Source organism: Formivibrio citricus (assembly GCF_900115065.1).
Taxonomy (GTDB): Bacteria; Pseudomonadota; Gammaproteobacteria; order Burkholderiales; family Chitinibacteraceae; genus Formivibrio; species Formivibrio citricus.
On record NZ_FOVE01000002.1, the window covers coordinates 126581 to 143604 of the forward strand.

Here is a 17024-nt window from a genome sequence, read left to right on the forward strand (position 1 = left end):
ATTCCGGTTCCTGCGCTCCGTCCTCCTGCCACCTGCTTTGGCTCGCGCGCCCGCTGGACAGGTGCTGAACCTGAAAATCCCGGTTCAAGCACAGAGGCACAGAGAGAAAAACGGCGATTGCCACTTCCCGGACTCCGGCTTTCCTCCTTCTCTGTGGCTCTGTGACTCTGTGGTAAGTTAATCGGGTTTGAAAAAACACCGCGGCAATATCTGCCTTGCCAATGCGAACGGTTCGCGTTTTACTGTGATCTGACTCGTCCAGAACAATCCCCATGACCGATCAACCCGCCTCCGTCCAATCTGTGCGCCAATGGCTGCAAGCCCTGGCCCGGCAGGGGCGGCCGTGGGATACGCTGGCGATGCTGGCAGGCATCCTTCAGGGGATGGCGATCATTGCCCAGTCGGCCCTGCTCGCCAAACTGCTGCACGGCTTGATCATGGAGGGCGCTTCGTTGCAGGCGCTCTCCACGTACTGGATCGCGTTGCCGCTGGTGTTCCTGCTGCGCGCGCTGGCGAACTGGGCGCGCGACGAAGCCGGAAGCCGGGCCTCGGCGAAGATTCGCCGACAGTTGCGCGTTCGCCTGCTTGACGCCACGCATCGCAACGGCCCGGCGTGGCGCAGCGCCCAGGCTGGCGGCGCGCTGGCTTCGACCTTGCTGGAGCAGATCGACGCGCTGGATGCTTTTTACTCGCGCTACCGGCCGCAGGTGATCCTGTCCGGCATCATCCCGCTAATGATTCTGGTCGCCGTCTTTCCCCGCAACTGGGCGGCCGGGCTCATCCTGCTGCTGACCGCCCCGCTGATTCCGCTTTTCATGGCGCTGGTCGGGATGGGCGCGCAAGCGCGGCAACGCCAGCAACTGCAGGCGCTCAATCGCATGAGCGGCTATTTTCTCGATCTGGTGCGCGGCATGCAGAGCCTGCGGCTGATGAACGCCCACCGGCGCCAGATCCCGAAGATCGCTGACCTCGCCGAGGAATTCCGCATCCGCACCATGAGCGTGTTGCGTCTGGCCTTCCTGTCTTCGGCGGTGCTCGAATTTTTCACCTCGCTGGCCATCGCGGTTTCTGCGGTCTATCTGGGCTTTTCCTTTCTGGGGCATCTGGATTTCGGCCATTACGGCGCCCCGCTCACGCTGGAAACTGCCTTTTTCGTGTTGTTGCTCGCTCCCGAGTTTTACTGGCCGTTGCGCGAGCTGGGTATCCACTACCATGCGAAAGCCGAAGCGCAGGCCGCGGCCGAGCACCTGATGCCCATCGACGAGCACATCCGCAGCGCGCAGCAACTCGGCGGCACGCGCCCGCCGCCCGCCGGCGCTCCGGGCATCGCCTTGCGCACGGTTTCGTTCGCGCACGTTGCGGCCGTGCCGGTCTTGCGCGAACTGGATCTGGAAATCGGCCGCGCCGAAGCTGTCGCCATCGTCGGCGCGAGCGGCGCTGGCAAGACCACGCTACTGCGCCTGATTCTCGGGCAACTGGCCGCAACCGAAGGAGAAATCCGCATCGACGGCGACCCGCTGGCCGAACTCGACCTGCAAGCCTGGCGCGAGCGGATCGGCTGGATGAGCCAGCATCCGCGCCTGATGTCCGCGAGTCTTGCCGACAACCTGCGCGTGGCGCGCCTCGATGCAGACGATGTGCAGTTGATTGCGTCGCTCGAATTTGCCGGCCTCAGCGGCTGGTTTGCCGCGCTGCCGCAAGGTCTGGACACCCGTCTGGGAGAGGGCGGGCGCCAGCTTTCCGGAGGTCAACTGCGGCGGCTGGCACTGGCGCGGGTCTGGCTGCGCGATGCGCCTTTGTTGCTACTCGACGAGCCCACGGCCAGTCTCGACCACGAAACCGAAGCCGTCATCATGGCCGGTCTGGCCAAGCTGCGACAGGGGCGCACGGTTGTCATGCTCACCCACCGCAGCGCGCCCTTGCAGTTGGTCGACCGGGTTGCACTGCTGGAAGGAGGGCGGATCGTGGAATCTGCCGCCGATTACCGTAACGGGCGTATCGGCGCGTTTCTGGCGGGGGTGAGCGAATGATGCGCGATCTACTCCCATTCCTGCGGCTGATGCTGCAGCAACGCAAATGGCTGATTCTCGGCATGGCGCTGACGCTCGCTTGTCTGATCTCGGGGCTAGGCTTGCTCGGCACCTCGGGGGCCTTCCTGACCGGCACGGCGATTGCCGGGCTCAGTGTGGCAAGCACACAGGCATTCAACTTCCTGCTGCCCTCGGCTGGCGTGCGCTTCTTTGCGATTGCCCGCACTGCCACGCGCTGGCTGGAGCGCGTGGTCACCCACGATGCCACGTTCCGTCTGATCGGCGGTTTGCGGGTCTGGCTTTACCGGCGGCTGGTACGCCTCTCCCCGCGGCAACTGGGCGGCTATCACGGTGCCGACGTGCTCAACCGGCTGACGCGCGACATCGATGCGCTCGACAACCTCTACCTGCGCCTGTTCCTGCCCATGCTCGCCGCCGCCATCTGCCTGGCCCTGCTCGGCGCGGTGCTGGTGAGCCAGGCGCCGGTCCTGCTCTGGCCTTGGTTGGGGTTGACCTTGCTCTCGCTGCTGGTCTTGCCCTGGCTTGCCTATCGCATCGGCCGCCCGCTCGCCCCCCGGCTGGTTCAAGCCCAATCCGACCTGCGCCGCGACCTGCTCGATGCCGTCGACGGGCTGGAGGATTTCTCGCTGCACGCCCCGGCTTGGGCCGCGCAAAGGCAAAAGGTTCTGGCGGGCGACAGCCAGCGCATTGCCGACCAACTGCGCCTGCAGCGCATGGGCTCGCTGCTGCGTGCGTTGCAACTGTTCGGGGTGGGGCTGACCGTCTGGCTGGTCATCACGCTCGCGGCTTCGCAGTCACAAGCGATGAGCGGCCCCTGGCTGGCGGCGCTGGTATTGCTGGTACTGGGCTCGCTGGAAATCGTGCAGGGGTTGCCGCTTGCCTGGCTGGAGTTGCCCGGCACGCTGGCCAGTGCTGCGCGCCTGCAGCAGCTTGCCGAGCAGACGCCCGATCCGGCTTATGTGGAACAAGGCCCGCAACCGGCTGGTTTCGATCTGGCGCTGCACGAAGTCGGCTTTGCCTACGATCCGCTCGCTCCCGTGCTGGAACGGGTTTCGCTGACCGTTGCGGCGGGCGAACACGTGGCGCTGCTCGGCCCGAGCGGCGGCGGCAAGACCACGCTGATCCAGCTTCTGAGCCGCCTGCTCGATCCGCAACAGGGCGAAATCCGTCTCGGGGGCCAACCGCTCACGGCGCTCGACGAGGATACGCTGCGCGCCCATGTCGCCTGCGCAGCCCAGGAGCCCTGGCTCTTCACCGCGCCGCTTGCGGACAACCTGCGGCTCGCCCAGCCGGATGCCAGCGATGCGGAACTGTGGGCCATGCTCGATCTGGTCGGCTTGAAAGACACTGTAGCCGCTTGGCCCGACGGGCTTCAAACCTGGATCGAGGAACGCGGCGCGAGCCTTTCGGGCGGCGAGCGCCGCAGGCTGGGCCTCGCGCGCGCCCTGTTGCGCAATGCCCCCGTCACGCTGCTCGACGAGCCCACCGAAGGGCTCGATCCTGCCAGCGAGCAGGAGATCATCCGCCGTATCCGCCGACATCAGGCTGGCCGAACCTTGGTCTGGGTGACGCACCGATCTGCGGGGCTGGCCGACTTCGACCGGGTTTTTCGGCTGGAAAACGGTTGTTGCCCGGAGCAGTAGGCACAAACGCAAGCCTGCTGTTATGATGAGCACTCACAAGGATGTTTTCAGGAGAGCGTGGCACCGGCCACCGCCGAAGGCGTAACTCCCATAATCGCTCAGGCAAAAGAACTGGCAACATCCGGCCACACCGCAAGGTAAAGGCCATAACCGATCTGGAGAGAGGCGGCTTTCAGAGCCGCCCACCGAAGGGGCACCCAGCCGGCCATGCCGCGCTGAAAACTCTCAGGTAGAAGGGACAGAGGGACGGTTGACTGTTTTTAGCCTGTTCATCAGGCGGCTGCGCCTTCGCATCTGGCTGTCGGGCGGTGCTCGGAATCCTCATGTACCCGCATGTACACTCCGGTTCCTGCGCTCCGTCCTCCAGCCACCTGCTTTGGCTCACTCGCCTGCTGAACAGTCTCCCTGCCACTTATTGGCAGCTATAAAACAGTCATCCGTCTTTTTTTGCGTCCAAGGATCGGAACATGACTGAAACCCTGCTACATACCGCTCTCGCATCCCTGCATCACGAACTCGGTGCCCGCATGGTGCCTTTTGCCGGCTACAGCATGCCGGTGCAATATCCTGCCGGCGTGCTCAAGGAGCTCCTGCATACCCGTGAAAAAGCCGGGCTCTTCGATGTCTCGCACATGGGCCAGTTGCGCCTGTGGGGGCCGGACGCCGCTGCGGCGCTGGAAACGCTGGCTCCGGTCGATCTGGTCGACCTGCCGGTCGGTCAGCAGCGCTATGCCTTCTTCACCAATACCACCGGCGGCATCCTCGACGACCTGATGATCACCAACGCCGGCGATCATCTGTTCGTCGTCATCAACGCTGCCTGCAAAACGCAGGACATCGCCCACCTGCGCACCCATATTGGCGAACGCTGCCGCATCGAAGTGCTGGCCGAGCACGCCCTGCTCGCCCTGCAGGGGCCGGCCGCGGCCACCGTGCTGGCACGGCTCGTCCCGACCGCCGATTTTGCCGGCTGGTCCTTCATGACCGCACGCACGCTGCTGCTTGCCGGCGTGGAATGCTGCGTGACCCGTTCCGGCTACACCGGCGAAGACGGTTTCGAGATATCCATCCCCAACAGTCACGCAGAACAACTCGCCCGCGCCTTGCTTGCCGAGCCCGAAGTCGCGCCGGTCGGCTTGGGCGCGCGCGATTCGCTGCGGCTGGAAGCCGGCCTGTGCCTGTACGGCCACGACATCGACACCGGCACTAGCCCGGTCGAAGCTGGGTTGCTCTGGGCGATTTCCAAATCCCGCCGCGTCGGCGGAATCCGCGAAGGCGGCTTCCCCGGCGAAGACCGCATCCTGGCCGAAATCGTGCAGGGCACCTCGCGCAAGCGCACCGGTCTGGTCGGTCTGGAACGCACCCCGGTACGCGAAGGCACCGAGATCACCAACCTCGCCGGCGAAGTCATCGGCAAGGTCACGAGCGGCGGCTTCGCGCCCAGCCGCAACGGCGTGGTCGCCATGGCCTACCTGCCTGCCGAATACACCGCCGACAGCGCCGAGGTGCTGGCGCTGGTACGCGGCAAGCCGGTACGCATGCAGGTCTGCAAAATGCCTTTTGTGCCCCAGCGTTACTACCGGGGCGTCTGATCGTTCTTCGAACACCACTCAAAAACCAAAGGAAACAACATGAAATACACCCCCGACCACGAATGGCTGCGCGTTGAAACCGACGGCACCGTCACCATCGGCATCACCCACCATGCGCAAGACGCGCTCGGCGATCTGGTCTTTGTCGAACTGCCGGAAATCGGCAAGCACTTTGCCAAGGAAGAGCCGGCCTGCGTGATCGAATCGGTCAAGGCCGCCGGCGACGTGAAGATGCCGGTTGCCGGCACGATCCTCGCGGTCAACGAAGCACTCGTCGATGCGCCGGAAAAGGTCAACGAAGATGCAGAAGGCGAAGGCTGGTTCATCAGGGTGAAGCCGGATGACATTGCCGACGTCGATGGCTTGATGGATGAGGCAGCCTACAAGGCTCTGCTCAACGAATAGGAAATTCTTGAACCACAGAGTCACAGAGACACAGAGACACAGAGACACAGAGACACAGAGACACAGAGACACAGAGAAATGCGTGAGCCGGACGGATGGACGGCTTCTTGGCAAGGTGTTCTCCCGGACTCTGTGCCTCTGTGGTGAAGAATTAAACAAACAAAGGGAAAACACGCATGCCCCGCCCGCTTGCCCAGCTTGAACAGCGCGACGATTTCATTCGCCGCCATATCGGCACCACCGATGCCGAACAGCAACACATGCTCGCCGCCATCGGCTACGAATCCCGCCAGACCCTGATTGACGCGGTCATTCCGGCCGTAATCCGCCGCGATGCACCGATGCCATTGCCCGCGCCGCGCCCGGAAAACGAGGCGCTGGCCGAACTCAAGGCACTCGCCGCTCGCAACCAGGTGTTCAAATCCTTCATCGGGCAGGGCTACTACGGCACGCATACGCCTGGCGTGATCCTGCGCAACGTCCTGGAAAACCCGGCCTGGTACACCGCCTACACGCCGTACCAGCCGGAAATCTCGCAGGGCCGGCTCGAAGCGCTGCTCAACTTCCAGACCATGATCACCGACCTGACCGGCATGGACATCGCCAATGCGTCGATGCTCGACGAAGCCACCGCCGTCGCCGAAGCGATGACGCTCGCGCAGCGCGCCGGCAAGTCGCAATCGAACGTGATCTACGTGGCCGACGACGTGCTGCCGCAAACCCGCGCGGTGATCGAAACGCGTGCCAAGCCGCTCGGCATCGAAGTGCGCACCTGCACCGGCCGCGAGGCGCTGGAGAACGATTCGTTCGCGGTGGTGCTGCAATACCCGGGCGTGAACGGCGAAGTGCGTGACTGGCGCGAATGGGTGGCGCAATACAAGGCGCGCGGCGGCATGGTCATCGTCGCCGCCGACCTGCTGGCACTGGCCGTACTGATTCCGCCGGGCGAATGGGGCGCGGACGTCGTGGTCGGCTCGGCGCAGCGCTTCGGCGTGCCGATGGGCTTCGGCGGCCCGCACGCGGGCTACATGGCCACCAGGGATGCCTTCAAGCGCAGCATGCCGGGGCGGCTGGTCGGCGTGACCGTCGATGCGCAAGGGAAACCTGCTTATAGATTGGCGCTGCAGACGCGCGAACAGCACATCCGTCGCGAGAAGGCGACCTCGAACATCTGCACCGCACAGGTGCTGCTCGCGGTCATGGCGTCGATGTACGCGGTTTACCACGGCCCGCAGGGCCTGCAGACCATCGCCGCACGCACCCACAAGCTGACCGCGATTCTTTCCGCCGGCCTGAAGCAGCTCGGCTTCGGCATCGAAAACACGGCGTTCTTCGATACGCTGACCGTCGCCACCGGGCAGGACACCGCCCGCATCCACGCCGCAGCCCAGGCTGCGCGCCTCAACCTGCGCCATGTCGATGCCGCCCGCATCGGCATCTCGCTCGACGAGACCACGACGCTCGAAGACGTAGCGCAACTCTGGACGCTGTTCGCCAAGCCCGGCCAGACGCTGCCCAGCCAAACCGCGCTGGCGCAATCCTCCACGATTCCGGAAGCCCTGCGCCGGAATTCGGCTTTCCTCTCGCATCCGGTCTTCAACACGCACCACTCCGAGACCGCCATGCTGCGCTACCTGCGCGGCCTCTCGGACCAGGACATCGCGCTCGACCGCGCCATGATCCCGCTCGGCTCGTGCACGATGAAGCTCAACGCTACGAGCGAGATGCTGCCGATAACCTGGCCGGAATTCGCGCATCTGCATCCGTTCGCGCCGCGCGAACAGGCGGCCGGCTATCTGGAAATGATCGGCCAGCTTGAAACCATGCTCTGCGCGACCACCGGTTACGCCGGCGTTTCGCTGCAGCCCAATGCCGGCTCGCAGGGCGAGTACGCGGGCCTGTTGATCATCCATGCCTACCATGCCAGCCGCGGCGAAGGGCAGCGCAACATCTGCCTGATCCCGAGCTCGGCGCACGGCACCAACCCCGCTTCGGCGCACATGGCCGGTATGCAGGTGGTCGTGGTGGCTTGCGATGCACAGGGCAACGTCGACATCGACGATCTGAAAGCGAAGGCCGAGCAGCACAGTACCAATCTGGCCGCGATCATGATCACCTACCCCTCGACGCATGGCGTGTTCGAGGAGCGCGTGCGCGAAATCTGCGACATCGTGCATGCCCACGGCGGGCAGGTGTATGTGGACGGCGCGAACATGAACGCGCTGGTGGGGTTGGCTGCGCCAGGCCGGTTCGGCGGCGACGTTTCGCACCTCAACCTGCACAAGACGTTCGCGATTCCGCACGGCGGCGGTGGACCGGGCGTCGGGCCGGTCGCCGTAGCCGAGCATCTGGTCCCGTTCCTGCCGGGGCGCGAACAGGGTATCGGTGCGGTCTCCGCCGCGCCGTTCGGCTCGGCCAGCGTTCTGCCGATCTCGTGGATGTATATCGCGATGATGGGCGCGCCGGGGCTCACCGCCGCGACCGAATCGGCGATTCTTGCCGCCAACTACATCGCCAAACGTCTGGACGAACACTACCCGGTACTCTATACCGGGCCGAACGGGCTGGTGGCGCATGAATGTATCCTCGACCTGCGTCCACTCAAGGAAACGAGTGGCATCACTGTCGACGACGTGGCCAAGCGCCTGATCGACTATGGCTTCCATGCGCCGACCATGTCGTTCCCGGTGCCGGGAACGCTGATGGTCGAGCCGACCGAATCCGAACCGCTGGCGGAACTCGACCGCTTTATCGACGCGATGATCGCGATCCGCGAGGAAATTCGCGCGGTGGAGGAAGGCCGCATGGATCGCGAGGACAACCCGCTCAAGCATGCGCCGCACACGGCGGAGGTCGTGACGGCGGACAACTGGTTGCATGCCTACAGCCGCGAGACCGCCGCCTGGCCGCTGGCAAGCCTGCGCCGGAACAAGTACTGGTCGCCGGTCGGCAGGGCGGATAATGTCTACGGCGACCGCCACCTGTTCTGCAGTTGCCCCGCAGTGAGCGAATAGCGAAAGGGGTATTGACAGAGGCAAAGGTTGGCTGGCAGAATCTCGCCTCTATTTTGGCTATGTAGCTCAGCTGGTTAGAGCACAGCACTCATAATGCTGGGGTCAGTGGTTCAAGTCCACTCATAGCCACCAGATAGCAAGGCCCAGAGTTCGCTCTGGGCCTTTTCTGCTTTGGGACATTCAGGACACGAACATGACCAACCAGGAACTCCTGCAGCGCAGCCTCGCCGCCGTCTGGCATCCCTGCACCCAGATGAAGCATCATGAAAACTTCCCGCTGATCCCGATTGCGCGCGGTGAAGGCGTCTGGCTCTACGATTGCGACGGGACGCGTTATCTGGATGCGGTTTCGAGCTGGTGGGTCAACCTTTTCGGCCACAACGAGCCGCGCATCAAGGCCGCAATTGCCGCGCAGATGGATTCACTGGAGCATGTCATGCTCGCCGGCTTCACCCACGAGCCCGCAGTGCGTCTTTCCGAGCAACTGGCCGAACTCACCGGGCTGGGCCATGCCTTTTACGGCTCCGACGGCGCCTCCGCGACCGAAATCGCGCTGAAGATGAGCGCACATTGCTGGCGCAACCTCGGCCTGCCGGAGAAGAACCGCTTCGTCTACCTGGAAAACAGCTACCACGGCGAAACGCTGGGCGCGCTCTCGGTGACCGACGTCGCCATCTTCCGTACAGCCTATGCTCCGCTGGTGCAGGAAAACTTCTGCGCGCCCAATCCGGACTGGCGCCAAGCCGCCGAGGGCGAAAGCGCCGAGGATGTTGCCGAGCGCGCCGCGCAGGCCCTGGAAAAAATCTTTGCCGAAAACCACGAGCGCATCGCCGCAATCATCCTGGAGCCGCTGGTTCAGGGCGCTGCCGGCATGGCGATGTACCACCCGCACTACCTGCGCCGCGTTCGGTCACTTTGTGACAAATATGGCGTGCATTTCATCGCCGACGAAATCGCCGTGGGCTTCGGCCGCACCGGCACGATGTTCGCCTGCGAACAGGGCGGCATCCGTCCCGACCTGATCTGTCTGTCCAAAGGCATTACCGGCGGCTATCTGCCGCTTGCTGCCGTGCTGTGCGGGGATGACATTTACCGCGCTTTCTACCATGATGAAACTGCGCGCGGCTTTCTGCATTCGCATTCCTATACCGGCAACCCGCTGGCCTGTGCTGCGGCGTTGGCTACGCTGGCGATTTTCCGTGACGACAGGATCGTGGAACAGAATGCGGCCAAGGCCGTGAGGTTCGATGCCCTGTTTGGTGAACTGGCAAACCACCCCGCCATCCGCAACTGGCGGCGCACCGGCATGATCTGGGCGTTCGACGTGGCGGGCGTCGCTGCGGGCTTTGCCCAGCGCTTCTTCGAAGCTGCGCTGGCCCAAGGTTTGCTGGTAAGACCGATCGGGAATACGGTTTATTTCATGCCGCCGTATGCACTGAACGAAGAGGAAGCCGGACTGCTTGCCGCAGGCACGCTGGTCGCGCTGGACCAAACCATCTGAAACCGGCCTCCCGGAAGCCGGTCCCGGAAAAGGGAACTACCCCATGCAGCTTTTGCTTGATCTGCCAGAGGTCAATCCGGAACTGGCCAAGGCTGTGGAAACCAATCCGAAACGGCTGAAAGACTGGCTGATTGGTTTACCCGCTTCCGACGTCATCGAATGCGGGCGCTTCATTTTCGATGCGCTGGCTTCGCTCAACCGCATCGAACTTGGTGTCGACGAGCGCGTCGCGCTGCTCAGCGAATACGAAACCATGCTGGATGTGCTGGCCGGCGGTTTTGAAGCCACCTATGCCTCGGCCGGGCTGCCGATGAAGGACCGCGCCAGACAGGCCGCGCTGCTTTATCGCAACCTGTGGCTGGAAATGTCCATGGGCTGGAAAGTGGCGCTGGTCAACCGCATGGAAAAGCGCGGGTTGTTCAGCAGTGGCAAGGTGGAGCCGTTTTTCGTGCAGCGGGTGCTGTATTGCTACTGGCGTTTCTTCCGCATCAATTGCCGCCTTTTCATGCCCATGCCCAAAGGCATCTGGAGCGAGGCGCACCAGATGTTCCGTCTTGGCGCCGAGAATAAGTTCCTCGACGAACCAACGGAGCCCAAGAACCGCTCCATTGCCACGATATACAAGCGGCTCTTGCTGCTTTCCCTTGCCGATCCGCTGCGCTTCGCGCCGCTGGAGCAGGACAAGGTCGTGGACATCGTCGAGAACTACGGGCATCTGGCGCACTTCCAGCCGCTATCCAAGCTGCTCAATACGGCAGGTTATTTCCTGGTCGAGCTCGATAGCGACAAGGCACCTTATTTCGTCGGCAACCGTACTTCCGATTTGCCCACGCCGGTTGCCATCCTGCTGGAAACCGGTGAACTTTCTCGCCATCTGCACAAGACCGAGGCCGCGATCGAGGCCAAAACGCCGCTGGCGCATGATCGTGCCAGAGTGCTGGCACGCTTGCAGATTCTGCGGCGGGCCATGCGGCAGTGGGCCATCTCGCCGCAGCGCACCTATCAGCGTATTGCATCGCAAACGCTGGTCGATATCGCGTTCGGCATCCGTTCGGTCGTGACCCAGCTCAACGATGGAAAAATGATGGTTTCGCCGCAAACCGCTCCGGATCTGGACGAGAACCAGGAAACACCGGCTCCGGAAGGCCGTTTGCGGGAAGTCCTGCTTTCCAAGTGGCAAGTGCTCAATGAAAGCCCGGGCGGATATGCCGTACGTTCATTGGCCATAGCTGACGAACAAGTCCGGGCGGGCGATATCGTCGCCTTGCGCGCTTTCCCGGAGGCCGCCTGGATGATAGCCTCGGTGCGCTGGCTGCAGCAGGACGAAGAAAACTGCATCGAAATGGGCTTGCAAGTGCTTTCTTCGCGAGCGGTTCCGGCGCTGGTACGGCCGACTATTGCCACGGAAGGCCAGCACTACTTGCCGGCGCTGCTTTTGCCGGAAATTTCCATCCTCAAGCAGCCGGCCCGCATCGCGGCCACCAAGGGCACCTACACGCCGCTGCGCGAGCTTTCCATCCTGACGCCGGACGGCGAACGCAAGGTGCGTGCCACCAGACTGATCGAGCAGCAGATGAGTTATGACCTGTTCGATTTCCAGGCGAGTTAGATCGGGATGGTGCGCATGGCGCACCCTTCCTCTGCTTTGGCTCGCTCGCAGACCGGACAGTCGTCAGTCTTTCTTCTTCGCCCGCGGATGCGCCTTGTCGTAGATTTCCGCCAGATGCTGGAAATCCAGATGGGTGTAGACCTGTGTCGTGGCAATGCTGGCATGCCCCAGCAACTCCTGCACCGCGCGCAAGTCGCCCGAGGATTGCAGCAAGTGACTGGCGCAACTGTGGCGCAGCTTGTGCGGATACAGCGGCTCAGCGATGCCGAGCCGCTGTCGCCACTGAGTCAACCGCAATTCGATGGCGCGGGTTGTCAAACGGTGCCCGTTCTTGCCCACGAACAATGCCGTCTCGCCCGGCGTAGCCAGCAGGTTGCGCTCCGGTAGCCAGTTTGCCAGCGCCTCCAGCGCTTTTTCGCCAACCGGCACAACACGCGTCTTGCTGCCCTTGCCAAAGACCTTGGCCATACCTTGTTCCCGGTCCAGATCGCCGAGTTGCAGTCCGGCCAGTTCGGCTACCCGCAAGCCAGATGAATACGCGAGCTCGAAAATCGCCCGGTCACGCACCGCGAGCGCATCGTCATCCGGCAGGTTGTCGAGGAAACCGCCGGCGTCGTCAGTCGTCATGGCTTCGGGGAGCTTTTTTGCGCTGCGGGGCGGGCGCACGCCTTCGACCGGATTGGCCGGCCAGGCAAAATCGCGTGCCATGATCCGGTAAAACGCGCGCCAGGCGGAAAGCACGCGAGCGATGCTGCGCCCCGATAACCCGCGTGCGGACAGCTTGCGTACCATGCCGCGGATATCGGCCGGGGAAAGCTGCTGCAGATTGGGTGAGCCTGCGAGTTCGGTCAGCAAGGCCAGGTCGCGCAGATACGCTGCCAAGGTATGCGGGCTCGCGCCGGCCTCGCCGGTCAGGTAACGCTGGAAATGGGAAAAAAGTAGACCGGTTCCCGCCGGGGTTTCAGCGGGAACCGTGAGCGGATCAATCTTCAGAGACGTTTGCAGGCTCATCGCGGACGATGCGCAGCAGCGCTGCGGAAACCAGGTCGGAAAGGCGTTGCAGGTAGAGCGTGCCCATGTCGGGGTAGAAGCGGTCGCTGTCTTCGCTTGCCATCGCGAGGATGCCGAAAGGCTCCTCACCTGCGCGCAGAGCGAACTGGGCAAACGATTTGAGCCCCGGCCCGGCCTCGCCGAACCAGCCCAGCACCTCGTCGGTTACGTACGGGCCGCAGTAGGGCGATACGAGATTCTGTGCCAACCGCGTTACGTCCTCGCCCACCGGTTCGAACTCGCGCAGACTGCCTTCCATGCCCGGTAGCCACAGGCGCAATGCCACGTGCGGGACGCCGAAACGTTCGCGCAGGTGGTATTCCAGCGTGCCGATGATGCCGGGCATGTCGGTGGCGCGCATGAGGTCCACGGTCAAGCGGTGCAGCTTGTCGGACGTGATGTCATTTTCTTCGCCGAACTGCAACAGTTCGGACAGGCGCAATTCCAGCGCCCGGTTTTTGTCGCGCAGCGTCAGCAACTGGCGCTCAGCCAGCGAGACGGCCTGCCCTCGGTGCGAATGCGGAACGTAGATTTCCGCGAGTTCGTCGGCAAATTCCTCGAAAAACTCCGGGTTCTGCCGGAGCCATTCCACGATATCGATCGGCTGCATGCCGCGCTCTCCCTCAGATAGTCAGATTGCCTTCAAAAACCGTCTCGGCCGGGCCGGTCATCCAGACCGGTTCGCCCGAGCCTTCCCAGCGAATGGTCAATTCGCCGCCGCGTGTCGTCACGCGCACCGAAGAGTCCAGCAAACCGCGGCGAATACCCGCCACCACGGCGGCGCAGGCTCCAGTGCCGCAAGCCAGTGTTTCGCCCGCTGCGCGCTCGAATACCCGCAGACGGATCGCTTCGCGCGACACGACCTGCATGAACCCGACATTGACCTTCTGCGGGAAGCGGGCATGGCATTCGATCAGCGGCCCCTGTTCGGCCACTGGCGCGGCATCGGCATCGGCCACCACCTGCACCGCGTGCGGGTTGCCCATCGACACCACGCTGATGTCCACGGCCTTGCCCGCCACGTCAAGCGCATGAGTCACGGCATCGGTATCCGCCACGAAAGGGATCTCGCCCGGAGCAAAACGCGGCACGCCCATGTTGACCGTAACTTCGCCGCTGTCTTCCAGGCGGGGATAAATCACGCCCTTGGCGGTTTCCACAGCGATTTCGCGCTTTTCGGTCAGTTTCTTGTCGTGGACGAAACGCGCAAAGCAGCGCGCCCCGTTGCCGCATTGTTCCACTTCCGATCCGTCGCAGTTGAAGATGCGATAGCGAAAATCGGCCCAAGCCGATTCGGGCCGCTCCACCAGCAACAGCTGGTCGAAACCGACGCCGAAATGCCGATCACCCAGACGCTTGATCAGCGCGGGATCGGTATTGAAGGACTGGGTCACGCCGTCAATGACCATGAAGTCATTGCCGAGGCCGTGCATTTTGGTGAAGCGCAGATTCATTTGCGGGCTGCCGGACTGAATATCCCGCTAGCGTAACGGCAAAGGTGGATGCTTTCAAATGGAAACGAAAGATTTTGGGCTTGATCCTGCTGCCGTGGATTTTGTGCGGAATGGCCATATATGGAAACAAGCGTTTTGTGATTGTTACCAAGACGCGGGTGCGGCATTTTTTTCGGTGAAAAACCGGCTGGCGTGCTAGCTTGAAAAAATGTGATTTTTACTTTGAACGGAGTGCAAGCAAATGACAGAACAGACTTTGGCCGGCAAGGTGGCGCTGGTATTGGGGGTTGCCAACAATCAATCCATCGCTTACGGAGTTGCCAAGGCATTGCGCGCACGGGGCGCAACCATTGTCATGCCGTACCAGACCGACCGTACCCGCGATTTCATCGCGCCGCTCCTGGAAGAGCTTGGCGTTGAAATCGCCATGAAATGCGATGTGACCGAAGCGGGCAGCATGGAAGCCGTGTTCGATGCGATCAAGCAGAAATACGGTCGGCTGGATATAGGTGTGCATTCGATCGCGTTTGCGCCGCGCGAGGATCTGCATGGCCGCATCGTGGATATTTCTGCAGAAGGCTTCAAGTTGGCGCTGGAGGTATCGTGCCACTCGTTCATCCGCATGGCCAAACTGGCCGAGCCGTTGATGGTCGATGGCGGAACCCTGCTGACCATGAGCTACTACGGCTCGGAAAGAGTGGTGCCGACCTACGGCATCATGGGGCCGATCAAGGCCGCACTGGAATGCTCGGTCAAATACCTGGCCTATGACCTCGGGCCGAAAAAAATTCGCGTCCATGCCGTTTCGCCCGGTCCGATCAAGACCCGTGCCGGCAGTGGCATCCGTGAGTTCGACGCGCTGATCGAACAGTCCGCCCAGGCTGCGCCGCTCAAGGAGCTTGCGGACATAGATGACGTGGGTGAAGTTTCCGCGTTCCTGTGCGAGCCGGGTTCGGCGCGCCTGACCGGCAGTGTGATGTATGTGGATGGTGGCACCAACATCATGTCGTGATTTTGAGGCGGGAAAGAACCGCTGGGTTTTCCGGCGGTTTTTTTGTCCCGATCACGACCTCGCAGCAAGAGCGTCAGCAAGAGCGTAAACAAATTCTGGAAAATTTCAGGAAATCAGCCATGCAAATGCGGTGTATTCGTTTTCACAAGACCGGCGGCCCGGAAGTGCTTTCCCTGGAGCGGGTCGAACCGGGGATCCCCGGGGAGGGGGAAGTTCTGCTGCAGCAGCGTGCCGTTGGCGTCAATTTCATTGATACCTACCATCGCAGCGGTTTGTACCCCGTGCCGCTGCCTTCGGGAATCGGAATGGAGGCTGCGGGTGTCGTCCAGGCGGTTGGGCCGGATGTGAGCGAGTTCAAGCCGGGTGATCGCGTGGCCTATGCCGGCGGGGCGCTGGGCGGTTATGCCGAATACCGGATCATGCCTGCCGAACGGCTGGTTCCCGTTCCGGATGGCGTGCCTGACGAAGTGGCGGGTGGCGCGTTGTTGCGCGGCATGACTGCGGAATACCTGTTGCGTCGCACTTTCAAGGTAGAGCCTGGCATGACGGTGCTGATCCATGCCGCAGCGGGCGGGGTCGGGCAAATCGCCTGCCAGTGGGCCAAGGCGCTTGGCGCGACGGTGATCGGCACCGTCGGCTCCGAAGCCAAAGCTGCGATTGCCCATGCTCACGGGTGCGATTACGTAATCAATTATGCCCTGGAGAATTTTGCGGCGAGAGTGTTTGAGATCACGGGCGGCAAAGGGGTGCCGGTGGTCTACGACGGAGTGGGGGCCGCGACCTTCGAAGGTTCGCTCGACAGCCTGTCCCCGCGCGGCATGCTGGTGAGCTTCGGTAATTCCTCCGGCGCCGTTCCGCCGTTTCCCCCCGGCATTCTCTCGCAGAAGGGGTCCTTGTTTTTCACTCGGCCGACCCTGTGGCATTACACCTCGAATCGCAGCGACCTGCTTGAAAGTGCGGCAGCGTTTTTCGATGTGGTTTCAAGCGGCAAGGTGAAAGTGGAAGTTGCTCAACGCTACCCGCTGGAGCAGGCAGAGCAGGCGCACCGCGATCTTGAGGCGCGTCGTACCACCGGCGCGGTCGTATTGCTGCCGTGAGCGAAATCCTGCCGCATCTTGTTTACCTGCATGGTTTCCTGTCATCGCCGGACTCGAAAAAGGCGAGGGAAACCGGGGATTGGCTGGCCGAACGGGGATTGGGAGCCAAATTTCATTGCCCGGTATTGCCCCCCGTGCCATTGCAGGTGGCGGAATTGCTGCGCGGGTTGTATCAAGAATTGAAGGGTGCGCCGGTTTTTGTGGTCGGCAGTTCGCTGGGCGGGTTCTATGCCACATGGTTTGCCGAAGAGTTCGGATGCCATGCGGTGCTCATTAATCCCGCTGTCCGGCCTTATGAGCTGCTGAAGGATTACATCGGCCCGCAGCGTAATTACCAGACGGGCGAGATACAGGTCGTCGAACCGGGATTTGCCGACGACCTGCGTACACTGGAACGCAAACCATCCCGCCCGGACAGGTACTGGGTGCTGCTGCAGACCGGCGACGAAACACTGGATTACCGGGATGCTGCCGATTTTTATGCCGGCAGCAGACTGAGCGTGATGGAAGGCGGCGACCACAGTTTTGTCGGCTATGCCGACTGGTTGCCGCAGATCTGGGCATTTGCCCGGTCAAATTCTTCGCAAGGAGCGTGA

At 62.6% G+C, this 17024-nt stretch carries 13 protein-coding genes, 1 tRNA gene and 2 riboswitches; of the genes, 11 read left to right on the forward strand and 3 right to left on the reverse strand.

What is annotated here, in order from left to right; genetic code table 11:
• The first annotated feature begins 272 nt into the window (after positions 1 to 272).
• The 8 genes from cydD to BMZ36_RS01865 all read left to right on the forward strand — a co-directional run bounded on the left by cydD (position 273) and on the right by BMZ36_RS01865 (position 11815).
• Positions 273 to 2030, forward strand: coding sequence for a thiol reductant ABC exporter subunit CydD (gene cydD / locus BMZ36_RS01830; RefSeq protein ID WP_091190411.1), 1758 nt, complete (start codon positions 273 to 275; stop codon positions 2028 to 2030).
• Positions 2027 to 3694 (forward strand): thiol reductant ABC exporter subunit CydC, encoded by a 1668-nt coding sequence (cydC, locus tag BMZ36_RS01835; RefSeq protein ID WP_091190416.1) that lies wholly within the window; start codon positions 2027 to 2029, stop codon positions 3692 to 3694. Before cydD ends, cydC begins: the two co-directional genes overlap by 4 nt.
• Positions 3695 to 3732: 38 nt before the next feature.
• Positions 3733 to 3818, forward strand: a riboswitch (glycine riboswitch).
• Positions 3819 to 3839: 21 nt separating this feature from the next.
• A riboswitch (glycine riboswitch) is annotated at positions 3840 to 3946 on the forward strand.
• Between the two features lie 215 nt (positions 3947 to 4161).
• Positions 4162 to 5286, forward strand: coding sequence for a glycine cleavage system aminomethyltransferase GcvT (gene gcvT, locus BMZ36_RS01840; protein WP_091190420.1), 1125 nt, complete (start codon positions 4162 to 4164; stop codon positions 5284 to 5286).
• Positions 5287 to 5325: 39 nt separating this feature from the next.
• Positions 5326 to 5691 (forward strand): glycine cleavage system protein GcvH, encoded by a 366-nt coding sequence (gene gcvH / locus BMZ36_RS01845; RefSeq protein WP_091190423.1) that lies wholly within the window; start codon positions 5326 to 5328, stop codon positions 5689 to 5691.
• 176 nt (positions 5692 to 5867) lie between these two features.
• Complete coding sequence (gene gcvP, locus BMZ36_RS01850; RefSeq protein WP_091190426.1) at positions 5868 to 8705, forward strand: aminomethyl-transferring glycine dehydrogenase; 2838 nt, start codon at positions 5868 to 5870, stop codon at positions 8703 to 8705.
• A 55-nt stretch (positions 8706 to 8760) separates the two neighbouring features.
• A tRNA-Met gene (locus BMZ36_RS01855) sits at positions 8761 to 8837 on the forward strand.
• Between the two features lie 61 nt (positions 8838 to 8898).
• Positions 8899 to 10206, forward strand: coding sequence for an adenosylmethionine--8-amino-7-oxononanoate transaminase (bioA, locus tag BMZ36_RS01860; RefSeq protein ID WP_091190430.1), 1308 nt, complete (start codon positions 8899 to 8901; stop codon positions 10204 to 10206).
• Positions 10207 to 10249: 43 nt separating this feature from the next.
• Positions 10250 to 11815: a cyclic-di-GMP receptor FimW-related protein gene (locus BMZ36_RS01865; protein WP_143085949.1), complete on the forward strand. Its 1566-nt coding sequence runs from the start codon at positions 10250 to 10252 to the stop codon at positions 11813 to 11815.
• A gap of 63 nt (positions 11816 to 11878) precedes the next feature.
• Here the strand turns inward: BMZ36_RS01865 and BMZ36_RS01870 are convergent, their stop codons facing one another.
• Genes BMZ36_RS01870 through dapF form a run of 3 tightly spaced genes read right to left on the reverse strand, consistent with a single transcriptional unit; the run spans position 11879 to position 14319 of the window.
• Positions 11879 to 12826, reverse strand: a complete 948-nt coding sequence (locus BMZ36_RS01870) for a tyrosine recombinase XerC (protein WP_091190439.1) — start codon at positions 12824 to 12826, stop codon at positions 11879 to 11881.
• Positions 12798 to 13475, reverse strand: a complete 678-nt coding sequence (locus tag BMZ36_RS01875; RefSeq protein WP_091190442.1) for a DUF484 family protein — start codon at positions 13473 to 13475, stop codon at positions 12798 to 12800. Before BMZ36_RS01875 ends, BMZ36_RS01870 begins: the two co-directional genes overlap by 29 nt.
• Positions 13476 to 13488: 13 nt before the next feature.
• Positions 13489 to 14319: a diaminopimelate epimerase gene (gene dapF, locus BMZ36_RS01880; RefSeq protein ID WP_091190446.1), complete on the reverse strand. Its 831-nt coding sequence runs from the start codon at positions 14317 to 14319 to the stop codon at positions 13489 to 13491.
• A 241-nt stretch (positions 14320 to 14560) separates the two neighbouring features.
• On the opposite strand from dapF, the gene fabI reads away from it, so the two are divergent.
• The 3 genes from fabI to BMZ36_RS01895 all read left to right on the forward strand — a co-directional run bounded on the left by fabI (position 14561) and on the right by BMZ36_RS01895 (position 17024).
• Complete coding sequence (gene fabI, locus BMZ36_RS01885; RefSeq protein WP_091190450.1) at positions 14561 to 15331, forward strand: enoyl-ACP reductase FabI; 771 nt, start codon at positions 14561 to 14563, stop codon at positions 15329 to 15331.
• A 119-nt stretch (positions 15332 to 15450) separates the two neighbouring features.
• Complete coding sequence (locus BMZ36_RS01890; protein WP_245747744.1) at positions 15451 to 16428, forward strand: quinone oxidoreductase family protein; 978 nt, start codon at positions 15451 to 15453, stop codon at positions 16426 to 16428.
• Positions 16425 to 17024, forward strand: a complete 600-nt coding sequence (locus BMZ36_RS01895; RefSeq protein ID WP_218142605.1) for a YqiA/YcfP family alpha/beta fold hydrolase — start codon at positions 16425 to 16427, stop codon at positions 17022 to 17024. The genes BMZ36_RS01890 and BMZ36_RS01895 overlap by 4 nt, the downstream gene beginning before the upstream one ends.